The following is a 19,527-nucleotide window of genomic DNA, read 5'->3' on the forward strand; positions in this document are numbered from 1 at the left end:
GTCGCCGCGCCGAGGCGGGCGGGCGCGGGCGGCGCGGTGATCGGCGGGGAGTCCGGCCAGGGCGCGTGGACGGCCGCGGCGTGCCGCGGCCGCCGCCCTCCCGTGGCGGCGGGAGCTGCGACGTCGTGTGCCTGGTCAACGGTCATTGTGCAACCTCAGAGGCGAGCGGATGGGTCACCGGCGAGCGTTCGCTATCTTGCTCCCCAAGTCGTGCAGATGCAAGACCGTCTGCATGAACGAATGCAAGAACGAATGCACGTGCATCTCGTACCATTGTGTGGGGTGGGGCGAGATCGCAGCCTTCCTTCGGGGAGGCGGACACGCCTTGAGGGGGCAAAGATGGACGGCCACCAGCTGTCGGACGTCTGGCGTACCGGGCTCGTCTGGCAGAAGAGCCGGCGGAGCAATCCGAGCGGCAACTGTGTCGAGATGGCCGAACTTCCCACAGGGGAGATCGCCGTGCGCAACTCCAGGGACCCGGAGGGAGCGGTCCTCGTCTACACGCGCGAGGAGGTGGAGGCCTTCGTCGGGGGAGCCAAGGACGGTGACTTCGACCACATGCTCGTCTGAGCTCCCAGCAAACCGAACGGGATTCCATTCGCCCGTCCGGCCCGGTAGCGTGCGGCCATGCACCTGGGGCAGATCGCCGCACTGACGCCCGACAAGCCCGCCATCGTGATGGCGGGCTCCGGCCGGGTGGTCACCTTCGGGGAACTGAACGACGAGTCGAACCGCCTGGCGCAGCTGCTCCACGCCGAGGGGCTGCGTCCGGGCGACCACATCGCGTTCATGCTGGAGAACCACCCGCTCTTCCTCGCCATCGCCTGGGCCGCCCAGCGGTCCGGGCTCTACTACACCGCCATCAGCTCCCGGCTCCAGCCAGAGGAGCTCGCCTACATCGTCGAGAACTGCGAGGCCAGGGTCTTCATCACCGGAGCGTCGGTGGAGGCGGCCGCGCAGGCCCCGCCGGACGTGCCGCTGCGCCTCATGCTCGGCGGCACGGCCCCGGGCTACGAGTCCTACGAGGAACGCGTCGCCCAGCACCCGCCCGTCCCGATCGAGGACGAGTGCGAGGGCGTGGACATGCTCTACTCGTCCGGCACGACCGGCCGCCCCAAGGGCGTCAAACCTGTCCTTTCCAAGGCGCCCATGGGCACGCCGGGGGCGCTGTACCAGCTCATCGACTTCCTCTTCCAGCCCAACGCCGACTCGGTGTACCTGTCACCGGCCCCGCTGTACCACGCCGCGCCCCTGCGCTACTGCCTCACCCTCCACCGCTTCGGCGCCACCGTCGTCGTGATGGAGAAGTTCGACCCCGAGGGCGCCCTCGCCGCCATCGAGAAGTACGGCGTCACCCACAGCCAGTGGGTGCCGACCATGTTCATCCGCATGCTGAAGCTGCCGGAGGACGTCCGCGCCCGCTACGACATCTCCAGCCTGCGCGTCGCCGTCCACGCCGCCGCGCCCTGCCCCGTCCCGGTCAAGGAGCGGATGATCGAGTGGTGGGGCCCGATCCTGCACGAGTACTACGCCGGCACCGAGGGCAACTGCTTCATCTACGCGAGCTCCGAGGACTGGCTGGCCCACAAGGGCACCGTCGGCCGCCCGCTCCTCGGCCAGATCCACATCTGCGACGACGACGGCGACGAGCTCCCGCCCGGCGTGCCCGGCACCCTCTACTTCGGCGAGGGCCCCGAGTTCGAGTACCACGGCGACCCGGCCAAGACCGCCGCGTCCCGCGACCCCCGCGGCCGCGGCTGGACCACCCTCGGCGACGTCGGCTACGTCGACGAGGACGGCTTCCTCTACCTCACCGACCGCCAGTCCTACATGATCATCAGCGGCGGCGTGAACATCTACCCGCAGGAGGCCGAGAACGTCCTCGCCGTCCACCCGAAGGTCGCGGACGTGGCCGTCTTCGGCGTCCCCGACCTCGAGATGGGCGAGGCCGTGAAGGCCGTCGTCCAGCCCCTCTCCCCGGACGACGCCGGACCCGCCCTCGAAGCCGAGCTCATCGCCTACTGCCGTGACCACCTGGCGCACTACAAGTGCCCCCGCTCCGTGGACTTCCGTCCCGAGCTCCCGCGCCACCCGACCGGCAAGCTCTACAAACGCCTGCTCAAGGACGAGTACTGGAAGCAGGCCACCACCCCGCAATAGATGCATCGCGCCCGAGGCCGCTCACCGCACGGCGACCACCGTGCGGTGAGCGGCCCGGCGCGGTGACCTCACGCCATGACGGCCCGACCGGACGCGAGCTCACGAAGCTCCCGCGCCGCCGGAAGCGCCTGTGCCTGCTCTGGCAGTGCACGCAGTAGGTGACCGACGAGCAGGGTGGTACCTGCCGCCATCCTGCGCGTACGACCGTCGTCTTGAAGCGTGGCGATCGCCTTTTGCAGGCCGCCCTCGACGTCTCGGCTCTGCACCAAGCCCGTGGCTTGCATGATGTGGATGTTCAGTACGGGCGACGTTGCCTCGGGCGGGTAGAGGGTGAGCGCGTGGTCGAGGGCCTTCTCGGCTTTGCCGTCTCCCATCTGTGTGCGTGCGTAGCCCTCGTCCCACCGCAGTTGCGTTTCCTGGTAGGTCAGCGGTGACCAGGTGAGACTGTCGTGCGGGAGCCGGTCGAAGGTCCGCTTGAGTGCGGTCAGGGACGCTTCCATCCCGGTTGCGTCGCCTTGGTCGGCGGCGATGGCAGCGCGTGCGCCGTGCGCTCGGGCGAGCCCGAAGGACGGGTTTCCGTCCGCGATCTCGATGGCCTCGTCGGCCAGGCCGATGACGACCTCAGCCGGTCGCCCGCACCACTGGGCGTCCTGCGCCGAGCGTCCCCGCGTCCAGACTCGCATCTCGCGGTCGCCGGAGGCGTCCGCCGCTCGCCGGGCCGCGCTCCACGCGGTCCGCGCCTCACGTTGCCTTCCCATGTCGCCCAGGTCGATCGCGAGCAGCCCGGTCAGCCCGGCGCGGACGCGCAGCAAGCCCGGAACGTCGTCCGTCGCCTGGTGGCGCTTGAGCAGTTCTCCGACCGTGATGATCTCGGACGTGAGGTCGCCGACCAGCGCACCGGACGGGCGGAAGGCGATCTGGCTTCCGTACTCTCGGACGATGGCTTCCCACTCGGTGAGATCGACGGGACGTCCGAGTGCGTCGTCGAGCCCGGACAAGATGGTCTCTAGTGCACCTGGCGGGACGGCGGCGCCCGCGCTGAGGGCGGCGAGGAACTGGAGTGCTGCACGGCGTTTCACTTCATCCCCCTCGTCGGGAGTGTGGTCCCCGGTCTTGGCGGTGGCCGGGTCCTCGTCTTCCACAGTAGGCGGCGGGGGGACGAATTCGGGGAACAGCTCGTCTTCGTCGATGCCGAAGGTGCGGGCGTAGAGGATGCGGTAGCGGGGGCCGATGCCGCGTTTGCCGGACTCGTGTGCGCGGATGGTGCGTTCCAGGTCGCGGGAGCTGGGCAGGCGCCGCCGGACGCGTTCGGGGGCGGCTTCTTTCATCTGTTCGGCCAGGTCGAGGACGACCAGGCCGCGTGATTTGCGCTCGGCCCGCACGCGGGCGCCGATCCTGAGGCTGGTTGCGGTGGGCACCATGCTGCACCTCTGAACTGGGATCTTGTGGGACGCCGGGGGAGCGTCCACCTTCGCTCGCGAGTATCGCGATGCTCCCCGCACTGCACTGCCGTTTCACTGAGAGTGACATAAAAGTCACCATGCATAACGTCAGGAGACGGGCAGATGCCGACGCCGCAGGAAGATCCACCCACGGACGACGCCGCGGAACGGCGGCACGCGCTGCCGGCCTTGGCGGGCCTGCTCCGCGCCTGGGGGATCTCGGCCACCGTGCAGGGAGATCGGATGATCGCTGCCGCACCGGGCCTGCGCGAGCGCGTCGTGAGCTGCGGGCACGGGATGTTCCGCTTCGAGCCGCACGGCCGGGAGATCGGCCCGGTCGGCGAGCTGGACGAGGCCGCGAGCGCCGTCCTGCGCGCCTTTCAAGGATGGTCGTGAACCGGGCCGACGAGAGCGGGCGCCGGCCGGGGCCGCCCGCCGGATTCGTTCCCGCGCCGCGTCCGGTCGCCGCGCCCTGGTTCCCGGACGGGGTGCTGCGCTGGCGGGGCAGGTACACGGGCCGCTGGTGGGCGATGGTGCCGTGGCCGTGGTCCGCGCGCGGTGCCGTCCTGGTGGAGGCGGCGACCGAGGAGGAACTTGCGGGCGCGGTCCGCCGCGTCCTGGAAGGGCGGGCGAACTAATGTTCCGTCGCCTCGGCCGGGGGACGGTGTTCCGGCTGTTCATGAGCCGCGCCGCGGAGATGCCGCAACCCGGCACGACCAGAGCCGCCGCCGCGGAGGGTGTGGCCGGTGCGGTCGGGCACGTCCACCTGCACGGCCCGGCGGCGACCCGGCACTTGGACGGGCTCGCCCGCGTGCTGAAGGCGACCGGCTGGTCCGCGAGCCCGCGCTACGACGAGCGTGCGTCGCTGCTGCGCGTCCTCGCGCCGGGTCTGCGCGGTGTGGGGGAGAGCGTCCAGGTCAAGGCCGGGGTCGGCGGTGTGCCCTGGTTCGTGACTTCGACCGGCGACCCGCTGGCTCCCTGCCATGACCTGGCCACGGCGGCCGAACGGCTCGTCCAGGCGATGGCCGTGTGCGCGGAGGCGGCGCACAGGCTCGCTTCCGAGGACCGGCGGCGACCCGGCGAAAGCACATCATCGAGTCCGCTGGACGGCAGTCTTTGAACGTGTTCAAAACTTCGCTACGCTCGTCCCGAGCCTCGGAGGGGGAGCGAGATGCGGATAGTGATCCCGGGCGGAACCGGGCAGGTCGGCACCGTCCTGGACCGCGCGCTGACGGCCGCGGGCCATGACGTCGTCGTCCTGACCAGGCACCCGAAGCGCGACCGCGACGTCCGCTGGGACGGCGAGACCCTCGGCCCCTGGACCGCGGCGATCGACGGCGCCGACGTGGTGATCAACCTGGCCGGACGCAGCGTGAGCTGCCGCTACACGCCCACCAACCTGCAAGCCATGATGGACTCGCGCGTGAACTCCACCTGGATCGTGGGCGAGGCGATCGCGAGTGCCGCACGTCCTCCCCGGGTCTGGTTGCAGATGAGCACCGCCACCATCTACGCGCACCGCTTCGACGCTCCGAACGACGAGGCGACCGGTGTGCTCGGCGGCACCGAACCCGGCGTCCCGCGCTACTGGGCGTACAGCGTCCGGATCGCCACGAACTGGGAACGCGAGCAGGAGCAGGCGAAGACCCCGTCCACCCGCAAGGTCGCACTGCGGGCCGCCATGGTGATGAGCCCCGACCGCGGCGGCGTCTTCGACGTCCTGTCGTGGATGGCGCGGCTCGGCCTCGGCGGTCCGGTCGCGGGCGGCGCGCAGTACGTTTCCTGGATCCACGACAGCGACTTCGTCCGCGCGGTCGAGTTCCTGGTGGCCAGGGACGACCTCGCCGGACCGGTGAACCTCGCCGCGCCCGCCCCGCTTCCGCAACGCGACTTCATGCGCGCGCTGCGCACCGCGTGGGGCGTCCCGGTCGGCCTGCCCGCGACGGCGTGGATGGCGGAGCTCGGAGCGCTCGCGCTGCGCTCGGACACCGAACTGCTGCTCAAGAGCCGCCGTGTCGTCCCGGGCCGCCTCCTCGAAGCGGGCTTCACCTTCGACCACCCCGCCTGGCCGGAAGCCGCCGCCGACCTCGTGCGCCGCGCACGCGAGGCGCGTCCCCGCACCACCGCGCGGGGACGCTTCCCTTCCTCAAAGTGACGCCACTCGCACGCCCAGGAAAGGCCCGCCCGGCACCGGCGACCGTCCGGGTGCGGACCGACCATCAGCTCATGCGATGAACTGATGGTCGGTCCGGATCCTGCCGTCACCGTCCAAGGCCAGAACGTCCAGCCCACCGGCCCCGGCAGGCTCGCCGCCGCTTGCCGGGACCATCGTCCAGCGGACGGCGACCACGTTGGGCAGCAGGACGACCGGTTCACCGACGGCCGCGAACACGTGCTCGCCCGCCGCGACGAACATGTCGTAGGCGCGGCCGACACGGGCGTCCAGCGCGTCGTGGCCGCGGACCTCCAGCGGCGGCACCGGGAACGCGAGCCCGGCGGCGGCCTCGCGGATCTGCTCGGGCGGATCGACGAGGACCTGGACGCCGTCCCGCGCCCACAACTCGCGGATCAATGCACCGCGCACCCCGGGGTCGGACTCGTTCCACTGGGCGACGTAGCGGTCCGCGATCTCTTTCGCATCGAATGCTCCACTCATGCCCCGAAGTCTGCACACCTGACCTGCACCGACGCGATTCCCTCCAAGGAATGCCCCGCCAGGTCGACTCAAGATCGTTAGCGTGCCACCACGCGTAGCCCCGGAACCTTCCACGGTCGTCCTTGACGAATCGGGGATCGTCAGGGAAACCGTCCCGTACGCTGAGCATGGATGTCGCGCTTGCGAGGGCGCTGTGGGAAGGCCATCCAAACAGCGTCACTCAGGGAGAACGTCAGGGAAAGCGCTCCTACCTGGTGGGATGACGCCACGGGGGTTCCGGACCCATCTGAGTGGTCCGAAGGCTCGGACGGGGACGTTCGTAGCTGCCAGCAAGAACAGCACTACCAGTACCGACCTCGTCTCCAGGTGACGCGGCTTCGGTTCTACCAGGGATGCCTGGTGGAGCTGAGGCGTCCCCTCTCTCCCCAGGTCTATCGGCCTCAGAGAGAGGACATACAGGCCGTGGACCATAGCGCCGCCATCGCGCTTCTCATTGTCGTCATCATCGAGACGAGTCTCATCACGGGCTTCGGGTTCCATTGGCTCGCCCGGAAGCTGTGGAAGATCCCCGGGACGGGCAGTGTCGCGCTCGGCGTCGGCTCCTTCTGGGGCATGCTGGGCACCCTCTTCGGGGTGGCGGGCATCCTGCGCTGAAGGTACTGAGACGAGTTCACCAGGTGAGCGGGTCCGAACCAGGACCGCCCCGGACCCGGTACCTGCCGGAATGAGACTCGTCCGAGAGATCGCGGATCCGGTCGCGGACGTCCAGGGGCCAGATGGTGCGGTCGTCCCAGACCACTCCGGCCAACGCCTCCGCATGGGGGACGCGCAGGCCGGACAGGTCGGCGCCCGACGCGTCCACGGGGATCCTCCGCACCACGGTCCCGAGCATTCCGGTGAGGATGCGGGCGAGATCGCAGGCGAGCACGAGAGCGCGCCCGAGGGCGAGGACGCGGTCGCGATCGGCACCGCGGGCGCCGGGTCCACGCGCGTCTCTGAGCTCCGAGGCCAGCTTCAGGACGAGGGCGGCCGCCTGCTCGTAGTCGCGCTCAAGGTCATCGGGGAGGCCGGTCCCGGAGGCCCAGACGCCCTCCAAGGCCAGGACGAGCCGGGCGGCGCTCCGAGCGGCGCGCTGCACGTCGCGAACGCGGGCGCGGTGCAGGTGCCGGGCAAGATCGCGTGCGAGGTCGAGGACGCCGGTGAGCGTCTCACCGACCGCCGACGCCGGTTCGCGGTCGAACTTCCGCACGAGCCGCCGGGTGCGGACCCGGGCGTCGCGCAGCTCGGCGGCGAGCAGGCCGGCCAGTGCGAACGCCCCGGCGAGCGCGGCGGGATCGGCCGCCGTATCAGGGTCACCGAGACCCGCGGTGAGCTGAGGAACGAGATCAGGGGCGCGTTCGAGGTCGCGATCGAGGGCGGCGGCGAGGTCGAGAACCTCGGTCCGCAGATCGATGAGGCGCGCCGAGTCCTGAGGCCGGTGCAGGGCAGGCGGGCGAGGAGGCATGGGAGTGCCGTTCTGGTCGGCGGAGGGCCGGCGGGCGAGGGGGCATGGGGCGCCGTTCTGGTCGGCGATCAGCGTTGGCCGCGGCGCAGTGCCGTTGGGGGACGTTCGCAGCGTTTCGTAGGACTCGATCCGATCAGGCGCGCGAGTCACCGTCAACCGTCGAGCGTCCGAGAGAGGAAGGGCCGGGACTCCGCCTAGAAGACTGGGCGCTGCGTCCGGCCGCGGGTGTCGGCATGATCGCCGCGGGTAGGTGATCATGCAAGAGCCCAGCCAGAGGAGCCCGTATGTCCGCACCGCCGCTTCCGCCCGAAGCCGACGCCCTGCTCGCCAAGCCCAACCCGTGCGTCATCGCCACGCTGCGCTCGGACGGCGCGCCGGTGACCACGCCGACCTGGTACCTGTGGGAGGACGGCCGGGTCCTCGTCAACATGGACGAAGGCCGGGTGCGCCTCAAGCACCTCGCAGCGGACCCGCGCGTCTCCGTCACCGTCCTCGACGAGAACTGGTACACGCACGTCACCCTCCTCGGCCGCGTGACCGAGATGCACGACGACGAGGACCTGGCCGACATCGACCGCATCGCCCGCCACTACACCGGCGACGCCTACCCCGACCGCGTCCGCAAGCGCGTCAGCGCCTGGATCACCGTCGACCGCTGGCACGGCTGGGGCGACTTGAAGGACAGCACCCAGGCATCGTCCTGACCCGGCTTCACGGCCTGGCCGGACCCGGCGCCGCTGACGTCCGTCGCCACCGATCAGGGCGATGCGAACGCGACCCGCGCCGGAACGTCACGCTCATGACCGGGCGGTTCGGCAGGCATTGGGGCGGTTGACGGTGGTCAGCCAGGTGGTGAGGTCCTTGATTCGCGGGTGGTGTGTTCGTGCGAGGTGAAGGTCGGCGCCGTAGCCGCCGCGCCGGTTGAGGTAGTCGACGGCGGTTGCGGTGTCGTGCGGAAGCTCGTTGAGCGGAATGGGGATGTAAGGGGTGTCGCGTCCGGTGACTTCGGTGAAGGTCGCCGCGATGTCCGGCGGTGTGACCGCGTCGCCGGCGATGGTGAGGGTCTGGCCGAGGTAGGTGCGGGGGGCGGCGAAAGCGAGGGCGGCGAAGGCGCCGATGTCGTCCACGGCGATCAGTTGCTCGGGGACGTCCGGGACGAACGGTGTGGCGATCGCGCCCGTCCCCAGGTAGTTCTCCATGAAGGACACCGGGCGCAGGACCGTCGCCGGGAGGCCGGCGCGGTGGATGTGCTCCTCGATCCGCAGCTTGGCCTCGAACGCCGGTACGCCGGCTGCGCCGTCGGCTCCGGCGACGGAGGCGTAGACCAGATGCGCGGCGCTCACGGCGGCCTGCGCGACGGCGATGCCGCGCCGCACCTCGGCCTCGAAGGGGACCGGCGGTGCGCCCAGCGCGCCGGTCTGCACGCTGAAGACGCCGTGGACGCCGTCGGCGGCGGTGAGCAGCGAGGTGGGATCGTCCAGGTCTCCGCCGTGCACCCGCGCGCCGGCGGCGGCCAGGTCGCGGGCGGCCGTGCTCGTCGGGTCGCGGGTGAGGGCGCGCACCTGCCAGCCGTCGTGCAGCAGGTGCCGGACCACGGCACCGCCCTGCCTGCCGGTCGCTCCGGTCACCAGGATGGTTCTCGCGCCGCGCTCGCGGCCGTCTTCGTCGGTCATGATCGCAGCCTTGTCGCCGTGCCCTGGGGTCCGCCAGTGGCCCATCGGCCGGTTACCGCAGTTTTTCTGCCATCATCGGCCGATGACCCGGTTCCGGCGGATCGCCGCCTATGTTCCGCAGGGCGTGACCGCGCTCAGCCTCGGTATCGTCGGCGCGGTCTTCGCGCCGCGCGCCGGCGTCCCGGCGTTCGAGGTGGCGCTGTGCGCCCGGCGGCCGGGGCCGGTGCGCACCGAGCTGGGCCCGGCGATGCTCATCGAGCACGGGCCCGCGCCGATCGAGGACGCCGACCTGGTCCTGCTGCTGCCCGGCACCGATTTCGGCGACGCTCCGCCGCAGGTCCTGGACGCGCTGAGGCGGGCGCACGCGCGGCGCGACGGTGGCGGCGCACTGCGTGGCCACCTTCCTGCTCGCCGCGGCCGGCCTGGCCGACGGGCTGGAGGTCACCACGCACTGGCGGTACGCCGCCGATCTCCAGGCGGCGTATCCGCGGGTCACCGTCCGTCCCGGCGCCCTGTACATCGACCACGGCACGGTGGCGACCGGCGCGGGAGCGGCCGCGGGCCTCGATCTGTGCCTGCACCTGCTGCGCCGCGACCACGGTGCCGCGACCGCCAACCGCGTCGCCCGGTATCTGGTGACGCCCCCGCACCGCGACGGCGGCCAGACCCAGTACATCGAGGCACCCGTCCCCGCCGGTGGCGAGGACCGGCGCCTGGCCGACGTGCTGGCCTGGGCGCGCGCGCATCTGGACCGGCGCCCGTCGGTGGAGCAGATGGCCGCCCGGGCGCTGATGAGCCGCCGGACGTTCAGCCGCCGCTTCAAGGCCGCGACCGGCACGACTCCGCACGCCTGGCTGCGCCTCCAGCGGCTCGACACGGCCGAAGAACTGCTGGAGGCCACCGACCTGCCGATCGAGGACATCGCACGACGGGTCGGCTACCGCGACGCCGCCGTCCTCCGCGAGCAGTTCACCCAGCGCCGCGGCATACCGCCCCGCTCCTACCGCCGCACCTTCACCCACGCCTCACGCCCCGCAGAGGGAACGGGCGACGGTGCCAAGGCGCAGTGACGCTCGACGAGCCTGAGGCCGACCACCCCGATCACGATCAGGGCTAGGCAGGCCACTCGCGCCGGGGACGCGCTCTCACCCAGGACGACCATGCGGCCTCGGCACGCTCCCGGCCCCACTGCACGAAGGACAACCGGCCCCTCCGCCATGACCCATCCCGTCCGGCGGACTGATGAGCGGGTACCCCGCTACACCGGGGAAGGTCGGTCGCCGCTGGTCGGTCGCGGGCGCGCGGCGTCGTAGCGGCGGATGAAGCGATCGAACGCCTGGGTGGCCGCGGTGCTGTCGCCGGTGGCCAGCACGTCCAGGAGGAGGCCACGGGTGAGGGCGACGGCGAGGCGGGCTTCCTGCCTGGCGTGGTCGGCCGGCAGGCCCATCCGTTGGAAGATCTGCGACACGGGTTCGAGCCAGTCGTCGACGACTCCGTCGAGCAGGGGCCTCGCATGGGAGCGGCCCTGGAGGGCTTGCCCGTAGAGCTCGAAGAACAGCCTCTCGTAGGGCGCCAGTGCGGGGTCGGTCAGCCGCCGCCACAGTTCGCGCAGCTCGTCGGCTGGTGTGCCGCGCGCGTCCGCGGTGAGCTGCCGCAGGAAGTCGCGCTGCTGGCGCTCGACGGTGCGGACGATCTCCACGAGCAGCGCCTCCTTGGACCCGAAGTGGAAGATCAGCATGCGTGGGCTGGTGCCGAGGGCGGCGGCCAGGTCCCGCATGCTCAGCTCGCCCATGCCGTGCATCGCCACGTAGAACATCGCGTCCTTCAGCAGCCGCTGGCGGGTGTCGGTCTTCGGCCTGGCCATCGCGGTGTCCTCCTTCGCCGCTACCGAACCTAGGCCACGTGAGCCGTCCGGCCAACGGGACACGGCCGCTCGGGCGTCCCCTTGCCATTAGCGTAATAAGTGTTACATTAACTCCGGAGCGAGGAGGTCGGGCATGGCACAGGTGCAGGAGCGGACGTGGCTGGGAGCCGAGCCGGAGGAGGTGTGGAAGCTGGTCGGCGACTTCGTCGGCTTCATCGAGGTCCTGATCGCCGACATCGACGGCGCCCGCCTGGAGGTCGAGGGGGAGGGGATCGGCATGCTGCGGCGGGTGAGCGTCGGGACCGACGTGGCGGTCGAACGGCTGGAGGAGCACGACGACGCGGCCTGGCGGACCAGCTACTCCATGCCCGTCACCGGCCCGTTCCCCATGACGGGATACCTGTCGACGATCCAGCTCGAAGCCGTCGGCGACGGCGAGTGCGAGCTCGTCTGGACCGGCTCCTTCGAGCCGGACGGGGTGGCGGAGGACGTCGCGGCCGCGGAGGTCCGCAAGGTCTACACCCAGGGGATCGCCAAACTGCGGGCGGTCTTCTCATGATCGGGGGAGCGTTCGTCTTCAACGCCGTGGCCCACGCCTACGACTTGACCGACGAGAACACCCAGCCCAACAAGTACGCGGCGGGAGTGCGCGAGCAGCTCATATGGCTGCACCGCGACTGGCAGCCCGGGTTCGGCCTCGACGATCCGCAGCAGCGGACCGACTGGCCCGTCGAGATCCTCGCCCGGACGCTGTTCCTGGAGAGCGACGTCGACATGGCGGCGACCCACACGCTGCGACTGGACTCCTACTTCAAGGACGGTCTGTGCGCCCGCCACAAGACGGTCGAGGCGGTGCGCAGGTGGCCGCAGCGCTTCGTCGGCTACGTGGGCGTGGACCCGACCCAGGGCCTCGACGTCTGCCTCAGGGAGCTCGACGAGCAGCTCGACGAGCTCCCCGAAGCGGTCGGGCTGAAGCTCTACCCGGCCCAGGTGAATCCCTTGCGCAGCTGGCGGATGGACGATCCGAAGCTGGCCTTTCCGCTGTTCGCGCGGGCGCAGGAGCGGGGCATCAAGACCATTGCGGTGCACAAGGCGTCCCCGCTGGGGCCCGTCCCGCTCAACCCGTATCTCGTTGACGACATCGACATCGCGGCGGACGAGTTCCCCGAGCTGTCCTTCGAGATCGTGCACGCGGGCATCGCCTTCGCCGAGGAGACGGCCATGGCCCTCGCCCGCTACCCCAACGTGTACGCCAACCTTGAGGTCACCACCGCACTGATCACCGCGAGCCCTGGCATGTTCGAGCAGGTCATGGCCCAGTTCCTCTTCTGGGGCGGCCCCAGCAAGATCCTCTGGTCGGACGGGAGCATGGTGTTCCACTCCCAGCCCCTGCTGGAGCGCTTCGCGGACTTCACCTTCAGCGACCGGACGCTGAACACCTACGGGATCCCCCAGCTCACGGCCGACGACCGGGCGGCGATCCTCGGCGGGAACTACGCCCGGATCCTCGGCATCGACCCCAACGCCGCCAGGGCGCGCATCGCCGATGACGAGTTCTCCCGCGAGCGCAGGCAGACCGGGCTTCAGGCGCCCTACTCCAACTGGAGAACCTTCCTGGAGGCGGCGTGACCGAGGGCGGCGGGACCGGCGGCGCACTCGGCGAGGCCGTGCGTGATGCCCTTCGATCCGTTTTCGACCCGTGCAGCCTGGCGATGGGCGCACCGATCAGCATCGTCGACATGGGACTGGTGACGGCGGTCGCCGCGGACGAGGCGGGACGGGTGCGCATCGATGTGCGCACGACGACGGCGATGTGCACCCTGGCCGGCTCGATCGCCCAGGGCGCCGAGGCCACTGCGCTCGCCGTCCCCGGAGTGACCGGCGCGACCGTGCAGGTCCTTCCCATGGCGGGGTGGACCGAGGAGCAGATGTCGCGAGAGGGCCGCCAGATGCTGGAAACGCGGCGCCGCCGCGCCAGGGGAGAAGTGCGGCCACGCGAGTGGGAACTGAGGCGACCTTCTGCGGGGGAGGAGTGACATGCCGCTGGATCCATCCGCACGCCGTTTCCTTCAGGCGGCCGGCGCCATGCCGCAGCCCCACGAGGTGCCGATCAGCGAGTTCCGCCGCGCCGTCGATCGCCTCGCCGGCGCGGCGCGACCCGAACCCGTCTCCAGGGTCCAGGACCTCACGATCGAAGGCGGAGACCAGCAGCCGCTCCGCCTGCGGCTGTATGTTCCCGCCGCGGCTTCGCCGCTGCCGGTGGTCGTGTGGCTGCACGGCGGGTCCTTCGTCCGCGGCGGCCTCGACACCTTCGACGCTGCGCGACGCTCGTACGCCAACGCCAGTGGCTGCCTGGTCGTGGCCGTTGACCAGCGCCTGTCTCCGGAGGCGCGCTTCCCCGCGCCGCTGCTGGACGCCTACGCCGCGGTCCGCTGGGCGGCCCGGCACGCGCGTGAGCTCGGCGGTGATCCGCACCTGATCGGCATCGCCGGGGAGAGCAGCGGCGGGAACCTGGCCGCCGCCGCGACACTGCTCGACCGCGCCTCCGAGACGTCCGTGGTGAGCTTCCAGGTGCTGTTCACACCGCTGCTGGACGCGACGATCAGCATGCCGTCGGCCACCGAGTACGGGCGCGGCCACCTGCTCACCCGGGAGCAACTCGTGTGGTGCTACGAGCAGTACGCCCCCGGAGTGCCCCGCCACGACCCGCTGCTGTCGCCCCTGCACACACCGGACGTGGAGGGCCTGCCCGCCGCGGTGATCGTCACCGTCGAGAACGACCCGGTCCGCGACGAGGGCGAAGCGTACGCGCGGCGCCTCGCGGCGGCGGGTGTACCCGTCCGGCACACGCGGATCGAGGGCATGCTCCACCATTTCCCCGGCCCGCAGGCGATACCGCTCACCGCCCGGCTCACCCGCGACCTGCTGGCCTCAGGCGTGGCGGGCGCGCTCGGCGCCGATGCCGGCGGAAGGAACTGACCGATGGAATCGACCTCGGCTCCTGAGCGGCTCCACCGGCCGCCACTGCAAGCCGACCTGCTCGTGCGGGCGCTGACACGACACCGCTCCAGGCCGGCCCTGTGGGACGACGGAGACACCTGGACCGCCGGGCGGCTCGCCGACGAGATCAGTCGCTACGTCCAGGCGTGGCGCGCCTGGGGCATCAACGAAGGCGGCGCCGTGGCGATCCTGTCGGCCAACCGGCCCGAGGTCCTGATCGCCATGGGCGCGGCGCTCATCGCGGGCGTTCGATGGGTGCCGTTGCATCCGCTCGGCTCCCTGCAAGATCAGCTCTTCATCCTGGAGGACGCCGGCGTCGAGACGCTGCTGTTCGACCCGGCGAGCCACCGCGACCGCGCCGCCGAACTGAGCGCCCGGGCGGCGTCCCTGCGGCGCGTCGTCGCTCTGGCCCCGACCAGCGAGGCCACGGACATGGCGACCGCGGCGTCCCGCTTCGGCGCCCGCCGCCTCATCGCCCCCTCGCCCGACCCCTCCGGCATCGCCTGGATCCTCTACACTGGCGGCACGACGGGCCGACCCAAGGGCGTCCTGGAGACGCACCGCGGCGTGGCGGCGATGACCCACATCCAGATGGCCGAATGGGACTGGCCCGCGGACCTGCGGACACTGTGCGTCACCCCGCTCAGCCACGCCGCGTCGGCCCTGTTCCTGCCCACCCTGGTACGCGGCGGTTCACTGGCGGTCCTGCCGTCGTTCGACCCGGACCGGTTCGTCGACACCGTCGAGCGCCTGCGCATCACCGCGACGCTCCTGGTGCCCACGATGATCTACCGGCTGCTCGACCACCCTGGGCTGGACGGGCCCCGCCTCGGCAGTCTGCGGACCCTGTTCTACGGCGCGTCCGCGATCTCGCCCACCCGGCTCGCCGAGGCGATCGAGCGCTTCGGGCCCATCTTCTTCCAGTTCTACGGGCAGGCCGAAGCGCCGACGACCGTCACCGTCCTGGGCAAGAACGAGCACAGCGCGGACCGGCTGGCCTCGTGCGGACGGCCGGTCTCGTGGCTCGACGTCGCGCTGCTCGACGACGACGGGAACGAGGTGCAGCCTGGGGAACCGGGCGAGCTCTGCGTCCGGGGCCCGCTGGTCATGGCCGGCTACCACGGTCAGCCCGAGCAGACGGCCGCGGCACTGCGCGGTGGCCGGCTCCATACCGGTGACATCGCCACCGCTGACGACCAGGGCTATCTCACGATCGTCGACCGCACCAAGGACATGATCGTCACAGGCGGGTTCAACGTCTTCCCACGCGAGGTCGAAGACGTCCTCGCCACCCACCCCGGCGTTTCGCAGGTCGCCGTCGTCGGCGTGCCGGACCCGAACTGGGGAGAGGCCGTCAGAGCACTGGTCGTGCCGCGCCCGGACGTGACCCTCGACAGCGCGGAACTCATCCGGCTCGTCAAAGAGCACAAGGGGCCCGCGGCCGCCCCCAAGCACATCGAATTCGTCCGGGCCATCCCGCTCACGCCGCTAGGGAAGCCGGACAAGAAGGCGCTGCGGGCCACCTACTGGGCCGCGCACGATCGATCAGTCAGCTGAGTCCACCTCACCGACCAGGAAGAACGTCAATGCCCCTGCACGTCATCGTCGGATCCGGGCCGGTCGGCTCGGCCACCGCGCACCTGCTCGCCGCACGCGGAGACCAGGTCCGGGTCGTCACCCGTAGCGGCACCGGACCGAAGGACCCCTCCATCGAGCGCGTCGCCGCCGACGCGGCCGACCCCGCCGCGCTGAGCCGCGCGGCGACCGGGGCGGTCGCGATCCACAACTGCGCCGCACCCCCGTACTGGACGTGGCCGAGCGAGTTCCCGCCCTTGTGGGCGTCCTTGCTGGAGACCGCCGAGAACACCGGTGCGGTGCTGGTCAGCGCGAGCAACCTTTACGCCTACCCGCCCGTGAACAAGCCGCTCACCGAGGACCTGCCGCTCACGGCGACCACGGTGAAGGGACGAGTGCGCGCGAAGATGTGGACCGACGCGATCACGGCGCACGCGGCGGGACGCGTCCGGGTCGCCGAGGCGCGGGCGTCGGACTACATCGGAGCGGGTGCCCTGTCCTGGCTGACCGAGACGGTGCTCAAACCGGTGGCCGCGGGCAAGCGCGCCATGGCACCGGCCGACCTCGACGCCCCCCACACCTGGACCTACACCGTCGACGTCGCACGCACCCTGGTCGCGCTGGCCGACGACGAGCGCGCCTGGGGCGGGGCGTGGCACGTCCCCAGTGAGCCCGCGGTCTCCGTCAGGGACATCGCGGCCCGCGCCGCCGAGCTCGCCGGAGCGCCCGCACCGAAACTGTCGGTCATGCCCAAGGCGATGCTCCGGCTCGTCGGCCTGCTCGCCCCCCTCGGCGGGGACAGCGCCAAGACGGTACGCGAACTGGGCGAGGTGGACTACCAGCGGCACCGGCCATGGCTCGTGGACTCCTCCGCCGCGCGCAACACCTTCGGCCTCAAGCCGACGCCCCTCGACGACGCGCTCCGCGACACCATGGCCTCCTACACCTGACACTCGCCCCGCCCGACCACCACCGAATGCGAGACCTGCTTCGTCAGTTCGAGCCCTTTCGTCAGTTCGAGCCCAGAGGTATCCCGTGAGCCCTCGCCGTCCTCAGCCAGGTGGGGAACTCGGAGAGGATTCGCTGATACAGCTCCGTGTCGCTGATGTGGGTGATGTCGTCCACGGCGAAGAAGCCGGCGTTGTCGACGAGCCGCCCGTCGAGGGTGTCGAGCTCCTCAAGGATGCCGTACCAGGAGTCGCCCAATCCGATGAACTGCCAGAAGATCGGCCGGTTCGACGCCTTCCGCAGCAGGTCGCTGATCTCCGCGTCGTCCGCCACGCCACCGTCGGAGAAGAAGAGCACCAGGACCGGTTCGCCCGGCCGAGCATCGTAGTGCCCGAGGATGTCCTCGATCACCCGCGGTTCGTTGTTGCCGCCGCCGACGTCGACCCGCTTCCCGTCGGCGGTGACGACCTCGTCCATGTGGACGTGGGCGCGCGTCCACGCCTCGATCTCGGCGACCCGCAGCGGCGGCAGCCGCGCGGACTCGTCGGCGAAGATCCATGCGTCCAGCGCGCCGTCGTCGTCGACCTGCAGCGCGATCGCCGCCATCCGCTCCACGATCTCGGCGACCACTCCCTCCTCGTAGAGGAAGTACATCGAGCCGGAGGCGTCCAGGACGACGGCCACCCGCGCCCGTACGCCGCCGATGCCCTCCTTCTCCAGTGAGACGCGGACGGCCTCCTTGCGCAGCGAGATCCGCCTCCCCAGGTCGCCCGCGGGTGGCTCGACCACGGGCAGCTCGACCTCGGCGGGCCGGTCATCGGCCACGTCCACACCGAAGTCGGTGGCCAGGCCCGCGAGCCCGCTCGCCCAGCCCTGCCCCACCGCCCGGACCTTCCACGCGCCCGCGCGCCGGTACACCTCGACGACGACCACCACCGTTTCCCCCGCCGCCATCGCCGGGGCCTCGAACGCGGGCCCGCCCCGCACCTCGGCGCGGACCGCGACGCCGTCCAGCGTCCCGGCCCCGTCCACGCTGGCGACGAGCGCGATGGTCGCGACGTCGTCGGGCACCGCGGCCAGGTCGATGACGACCTCGCCCCCTTCGAGCACCACCCCGTCCTGGACGGGATGGTTGAAGAAGACCAGGTCGTCGTCCGACCGCACGCGCCGGTCATCGCCCAGCAGCACCGCCGACACGTCGATCGCGCGGCCCGCGGCGGTCACGGCGACCCTGACACGACCGCCGTCCAGTGCGGCGTTCTCCCCTTTGCGCAGCATCGGGCGCCTCCATCCCCCTACATCGGCCTTGACGATGACGCCGTCTCGGCGACCCGAGGCTTCGTCGGACCACGGCCGGCGCCACCGGAATCGCGTATGCGAATTCCTCAGTGATTGCGGTGATCAAGGTGGCACGGGCGGGGCTGAGGCCGCATCAGCCAAGTGACCGGCACCTGCCGGTCGTGTGGGGACGAGCGCAGTGGTGTCTGCGGAGAACACCCGGAAAGCGCTCCTCCCGAGCTCACCCGCTGATGATCCCGGCGCGGGAGGGACGGCCGGTCGCAGGTCCGGCTCAGCCGATGTCGGGTTTGGAGGCGCAGCGCGGCCCCTTGTAGATGTCGGGATTGCCGGCGGTGGTGGACCCGGCCACCTTCTGGTAGCCGACGCCGGCTTCCGCGGGCAGGCCGAACGGTCTGGCTTGGGCCATCAGCACCTCGGTGCGGCTGGCGCGGACGCAGGGTTCCACGAAGGTGGCGCACACGAAGCCGCGGATCCCGGCGTAGCCCTGGCAGGTGCGCTGGGTCTTTTCGGAGACCTGCACGGAGGCCACGACCGGCTGGGTGAGGTTCTGGATCTCCTCCTGGCTGGCGCGGGGGCTGACCGGGGTGCCGTGGACCTTCTCCAGGGCGTAGGTGCGGCCGTCCACCGCGGCGGTCCCATAGTTGTCGATGTAGACGTGGGCCTCGCGCATCGGGGCGCCGCCGTGGGGAGTGAGGCTCAGCCCGCTGAGCTTGGCGAAGTGGTACCAGCTGCGCGGCGAGTTCTCGTCCAGCCCCTCGGTGGCGTGCATGCGGCGCAGCTCCTCATCGTCCAGCAGGGTCAGGAACACCTCGGATCTGGCGCCTTTGGCGTACTGCACGGTGGCGGGCAGGTTCCCGTTGCCGTAGTAGTGGGCCGCGTGGGTGACCTCGAAGTCGGTGAGGGTGGCTTTGATCACCGGGATCACCGCCCACCCGCGGGGGAAGACCTTCCCGTCGTACTTCTGGGCCAGCGCGGAGGGGGCTTTGTTGGAGCCGTACCCGATCACCGCGGTGCGCTGCGACGCCCCGGGCGGCAGCGTGCCGCCGACCGAGTCCAGCCGCCTGCGCAGGAACGCCTCGACCGTGGACTCCTTGCCGTCACCGGTGTCGATGACCGCGTCGCGTACCGCGTCGCGGCCCAGGCTCTTGTAGGTGTAGGCCTTGCCGTTGACGAACAGGTAGGACTCGGGGACGTCCTCGTAGGGATAGTCCAGTGCCCGCTCGACCGCGTAATCGATCTCTTCCGGGCTGGGGTCCCAGGTGTCGGCGCGGGCCGCCGGGGGCGCCCCGGGCGCCCCGGGCGCCACCAGAGCACTGGCCACCGCCGACAGCAGCACCATCCAGACCAGCAGAACAGCTCGGTAGTACCGCACGACCCGCACCTTCCTCATTGGCTCGACCAGGTGT

23 protein-coding genes are annotated in these 19,527 nt (G+C 71.1%); 15 read left to right on the plus strand and 8 right to left on the minus strand.

Translation table 11 applies throughout. The annotated features are described in order from the left end of the window. The first annotated feature begins 339 nt into the window (after positions 1–339). Positions 340–570: a DUF397 domain-containing protein gene (locus E1300_RS29390; RefSeq protein WP_131760345.1), complete on the plus strand. Its 231-nt coding sequence runs from the start codon at positions 340–342 to the stop codon at positions 568–570. Between the two features lie 57 nt (positions 571–627). Continuing rightward, entirely contained in the window at positions 628–2,160 is a 1,533-nt protein-coding gene (locus E1300_RS29395) for an acyl-CoA synthetase (protein WP_131760346.1), read from the plus strand. A 68-nt stretch (positions 2,161–2,228) separates the two neighbouring features. Here E1300_RS29395 and E1300_RS29400 read toward each other — a convergent pair whose 3' ends face one another. Further along, positions 2,229–3,581 (minus strand): helix-turn-helix domain-containing protein, encoded by a 1,353-nt coding sequence (locus E1300_RS29400; RefSeq protein WP_242619462.1) that lies wholly within the window; start codon positions 3,579–3,581, stop codon positions 2,229–2,231. Between the two features lie 144 nt (positions 3,582–3,725). Between E1300_RS29400 and E1300_RS29405 the strand changes: the two genes are divergently transcribed. Genes E1300_RS29405 through E1300_RS29420 form a run of 4 tightly spaced genes read left to right on the plus strand, consistent with a single transcriptional unit; the run spans position 3,726 to position 5,757 of the window. Beyond that, a complete protein-coding gene (locus tag E1300_RS29405; protein WP_131760347.1) occupies positions 3,726–3,998 on the plus strand; it encodes a hypothetical protein in 273 nt (90 codons plus the stop codon). After that, entirely contained in the window at positions 3,995–4,240 is a 246-nt protein-coding gene (locus tag E1300_RS29410; RefSeq protein WP_131760348.1) for a hypothetical protein, read from the plus strand. Before E1300_RS29405 ends, E1300_RS29410 begins: the two co-directional genes overlap by 4 nt. Next, complete coding sequence (locus tag E1300_RS29415) at positions 4,240–4,722, plus strand: hypothetical protein (RefSeq protein WP_131760349.1); 483 nt, start codon at positions 4,240–4,242, stop codon at positions 4,720–4,722. The genes E1300_RS29410 and E1300_RS29415 overlap by 1 nt, the downstream gene beginning before the upstream one ends. Positions 4,723–4,773: 51 nt before the next feature. Continuing rightward, complete coding sequence (locus E1300_RS29420) at positions 4,774–5,757, plus strand: TIGR01777 family oxidoreductase (protein WP_131760350.1); 984 nt, start codon at positions 4,774–4,776, stop codon at positions 5,755–5,757. Positions 5,758–5,826: 69 nt separating this feature from the next. On the opposite strand, the gene E1300_RS29425 is transcribed toward E1300_RS29420, so the two are convergent. Continuing rightward, positions 5,827–6,258, minus strand: coding sequence for a hypothetical protein (locus tag E1300_RS29425; RefSeq protein ID WP_131760351.1), 432 nt, complete (start codon positions 6,256–6,258; stop codon positions 5,827–5,829). A gap of 462 nt (positions 6,259–6,720) precedes the next feature. Here E1300_RS29425 and E1300_RS29430 point away from each other — a divergent pair, with 462 nt between their 5' ends. Then, on the plus strand, positions 6,721–6,912 hold the full coding sequence (locus E1300_RS29430) for a hypothetical protein (RefSeq protein WP_131760352.1): 192 nt from the start codon (positions 6,721–6,723) through the stop codon (positions 6,910–6,912). Positions 6,913–6,928: 16 nt separating this feature from the next. Here the strand turns inward: E1300_RS29430 and E1300_RS29435 are convergent, their stop codons facing one another. After that, the gene (locus E1300_RS29435) at positions 6,929–7,762 is read right to left on the minus strand and encodes a hypothetical protein (RefSeq protein ID WP_131760353.1); all 834 of its coding nucleotides are present in this window, start codon (positions 7,760–7,762) and stop codon (positions 6,929–6,931) included. A gap of 284 nt (positions 7,763–8,046) precedes the next feature. Between E1300_RS29435 and E1300_RS29440 the strand changes: the two genes are divergently transcribed. After that, positions 8,047–8,466, plus strand: coding sequence for a PPOX class F420-dependent oxidoreductase (locus tag E1300_RS29440; protein ID WP_131760354.1), 420 nt, complete (start codon positions 8,047–8,049; stop codon positions 8,464–8,466). Between the two features lie 93 nt (positions 8,467–8,559). On the opposite strand, the gene E1300_RS29445 is transcribed toward E1300_RS29440, so the two are convergent. Together E1300_RS29445 and E1300_RS51795 are read right to left on the minus strand one after the other, a co-directional pair. Then, positions 8,560–9,435: an NmrA family NAD(P)-binding protein gene (locus E1300_RS29445; RefSeq protein ID WP_165503048.1), complete on the minus strand. Its 876-nt coding sequence runs from the start codon at positions 9,433–9,435 to the stop codon at positions 8,560–8,562. A gap of 52 nt (positions 9,436–9,487) precedes the next feature. Then, the gene (locus E1300_RS51795) at positions 9,488–9,835 is read right to left on the minus strand and encodes a hypothetical protein (protein ID WP_207400024.1); all 348 of its coding nucleotides are present in this window, start codon (positions 9,833–9,835) and stop codon (positions 9,488–9,490) included. Between E1300_RS51795 and E1300_RS29450 the strand changes: the two genes are divergently transcribed. Continuing rightward, positions 9,828–10,505 carry a GlxA family transcriptional regulator gene (locus E1300_RS29450; RefSeq protein ID WP_207400025.1) on the plus strand — a complete coding sequence of 226 codons (678 nt, stop codon included), beginning with the start codon at positions 9,828–9,830 and terminating at the stop codon, positions 10,503–10,505. The two genes, E1300_RS51795 and E1300_RS29450, sit on opposite strands and share 8 nt — an antisense overlap. A gap of 188 nt (positions 10,506–10,693) precedes the next feature. Here the strand turns inward: E1300_RS29450 and E1300_RS29460 are convergent, their stop codons facing one another. Further along, positions 10,694–11,299 carry a TetR/AcrR family transcriptional regulator gene (locus tag E1300_RS29460; protein ID WP_131760356.1) on the minus strand — a complete coding sequence of 202 codons (606 nt, stop codon included), beginning with the start codon at positions 11,297–11,299 and terminating at the stop codon, positions 10,694–10,696. Positions 11,300–11,432: 133 nt separating this feature from the next. Between E1300_RS29460 and E1300_RS29465 the strand changes: the two genes are divergently transcribed. From E1300_RS29465 to E1300_RS29490, 6 genes are read left to right on the plus strand one after another with little or no spacing between them, the layout of a single operon-like run. Further along, entirely contained in the window at positions 11,433–11,858 is a 426-nt protein-coding gene (locus E1300_RS29465) for an SRPBCC family protein (RefSeq protein WP_131760357.1), read from the plus strand. Then, on the plus strand, positions 11,855–12,928 hold the full coding sequence (locus E1300_RS29470; RefSeq protein WP_131760358.1) for an amidohydrolase family protein: 1,074 nt from the start codon (positions 11,855–11,857) through the stop codon (positions 12,926–12,928). The genes E1300_RS29465 and E1300_RS29470 overlap by 4 nt, the downstream gene beginning before the upstream one ends. Continuing rightward, complete coding sequence (locus tag E1300_RS29475) at positions 12,925–13,335, plus strand: metal-sulfur cluster assembly factor (RefSeq protein ID WP_165503049.1); 411 nt, start codon at positions 12,925–12,927, stop codon at positions 13,333–13,335. Before E1300_RS29470 ends, E1300_RS29475 begins: the two co-directional genes overlap by 4 nt. Position 13,336: 1 nt before the next feature. Next, the gene (locus tag E1300_RS29480) at positions 13,337–14,278 is read left to right on the plus strand and encodes an alpha/beta hydrolase (protein WP_131760360.1); all 942 of its coding nucleotides are present in this window, start codon (positions 13,337–13,339) and stop codon (positions 14,276–14,278) included. 3 nt (positions 14,279–14,281) lie between these two features. Continuing rightward, positions 14,282–15,856, plus strand: coding sequence for an AMP-binding protein (locus tag E1300_RS29485; protein ID WP_131760361.1), 1,575 nt, complete (start codon positions 14,282–14,284; stop codon positions 15,854–15,856). Between the two features lie 29 nt (positions 15,857–15,885). Next, complete coding sequence (locus tag E1300_RS29490) at positions 15,886–16,824, plus strand: NAD-dependent epimerase/dehydratase family protein (RefSeq protein WP_131760362.1); 939 nt, start codon at positions 15,886–15,888, stop codon at positions 16,822–16,824. Between the two features lie 61 nt (positions 16,825–16,885). Here the strand turns inward: E1300_RS29490 and E1300_RS29495 are convergent, their stop codons facing one another. Continuing rightward, complete coding sequence (locus tag E1300_RS29495) at positions 16,886–18,100, minus strand: vWA domain-containing protein (protein WP_131760363.1); 1,215 nt, start codon at positions 18,098–18,100, stop codon at positions 16,886–16,888. 292 nt (positions 18,101–18,392) lie between these two features. Continuing rightward, positions 18,393–19,493 carry a hypothetical protein gene (locus tag E1300_RS29500; RefSeq protein ID WP_131760364.1) on the minus strand — a complete coding sequence of 367 codons (1,101 nt, stop codon included), beginning with the start codon at positions 19,491–19,493 and terminating at the stop codon, positions 18,393–18,395. Positions 19,494–19,527: the final 34 nt, after the last annotated feature.

This window comes from Actinomadura fibrosa (assembly GCF_900659615.1).
Taxonomy (GTDB): Bacteria; Actinomycetota; Actinomycetes; order Streptosporangiales; family Streptosporangiaceae; genus Spirillospora; species Spirillospora fibrosa.

What these genes read in the sequence shown, in the direction of transcription:
- E1300_RS29425 (WP_131760351.1), bottom strand. Translation starts at nt 6,258, where the DNA reads ATGAGTGGAGCATTCGATGCGAAAGAGATCGCGGACCGCTACGTCGCC.
- E1300_RS29465 (WP_131760357.1), top strand. Translation starts at nt 11,433, where the DNA reads ATGGCACAGGTGCAGGAGCGGACGTGGCTGGGAGCCGAGCCGGAGGAG.
- E1300_RS29395 (WP_131760346.1), top strand. Translation starts at nt 628, where the DNA reads ATGCACCTGGGGCAGATCGCCGCACTGACGCCCGACAAGCCCGCCATC.
- E1300_RS29440 (WP_131760354.1), top strand. Translation starts at nt 8,047, where the DNA reads ATGTCCGCACCGCCGCTTCCGCCCGAAGCCGACGCCCTGCTCGCCAAG.
- E1300_RS29420 (WP_131760350.1), top strand. Translation starts at nt 4,774, where the DNA reads ATGCGGATAGTGATCCCGGGCGGAACCGGGCAGGTCGGCACCGTCCTG.
- E1300_RS29460 (WP_131760356.1), bottom strand. Translation starts at nt 11,299, where the DNA reads ATGGCCAGGCCGAAGACCGACACCCGCCAGCGGCTGCTGAAGGACGCG.
- E1300_RS29480 (WP_131760360.1), top strand. Translation starts at nt 13,337, where the DNA reads ATGCCGCTGGATCCATCCGCACGCCGTTTCCTTCAGGCGGCCGGCGCC.
- E1300_RS29490 (WP_131760362.1), top strand. Translation starts at nt 15,886, where the DNA reads ATGCCCCTGCACGTCATCGTCGGATCCGGGCCGGTCGGCTCGGCCACC.
- E1300_RS29400 (WP_242619462.1), bottom strand. Translation starts at nt 3,581, where the DNA reads ATGGTGCCCACCGCAACCAGCCTCAGGATCGGCGCCCGCGTGCGGGCC.
- E1300_RS29390 (WP_131760345.1), top strand. Translation starts at nt 340, where the DNA reads ATGGACGGCCACCAGCTGTCGGACGTCTGGCGTACCGGGCTCGTCTGG.
- E1300_RS29405 (WP_131760347.1), top strand. Translation starts at nt 3,726, where the DNA reads ATGCCGACGCCGCAGGAAGATCCACCCACGGACGACGCCGCGGAACGG.
- E1300_RS29470 (WP_131760358.1), top strand. Translation starts at nt 11,855, where the DNA reads ATGATCGGGGGAGCGTTCGTCTTCAACGCCGTGGCCCACGCCTACGAC.
- E1300_RS29445 (WP_165503048.1), bottom strand. Translation starts at nt 9,435, where the DNA reads ATGACCGACGAAGACGGCCGCGAGCGCGGCGCGAGAACCATCCTGGTG.
- E1300_RS29495 (WP_131760363.1), bottom strand. Translation starts at nt 18,100, where the DNA reads ATGCTGCGCAAAGGGGAGAACGCCGCACTGGACGGCGGTCGTGTCAGG.
- E1300_RS29435 (WP_131760353.1), bottom strand. Translation starts at nt 7,762, where the DNA reads ATGCCTCCTCGCCCGCCTGCCCTGCACCGGCCTCAGGACTCGGCGCGC.
- E1300_RS29485 (WP_131760361.1), top strand. Translation starts at nt 14,282, where the DNA reads ATGGAATCGACCTCGGCTCCTGAGCGGCTCCACCGGCCGCCACTGCAA.
- E1300_RS29415 (WP_131760349.1), top strand. Translation starts at nt 4,240, where the DNA reads ATGTTCCGTCGCCTCGGCCGGGGGACGGTGTTCCGGCTGTTCATGAGC.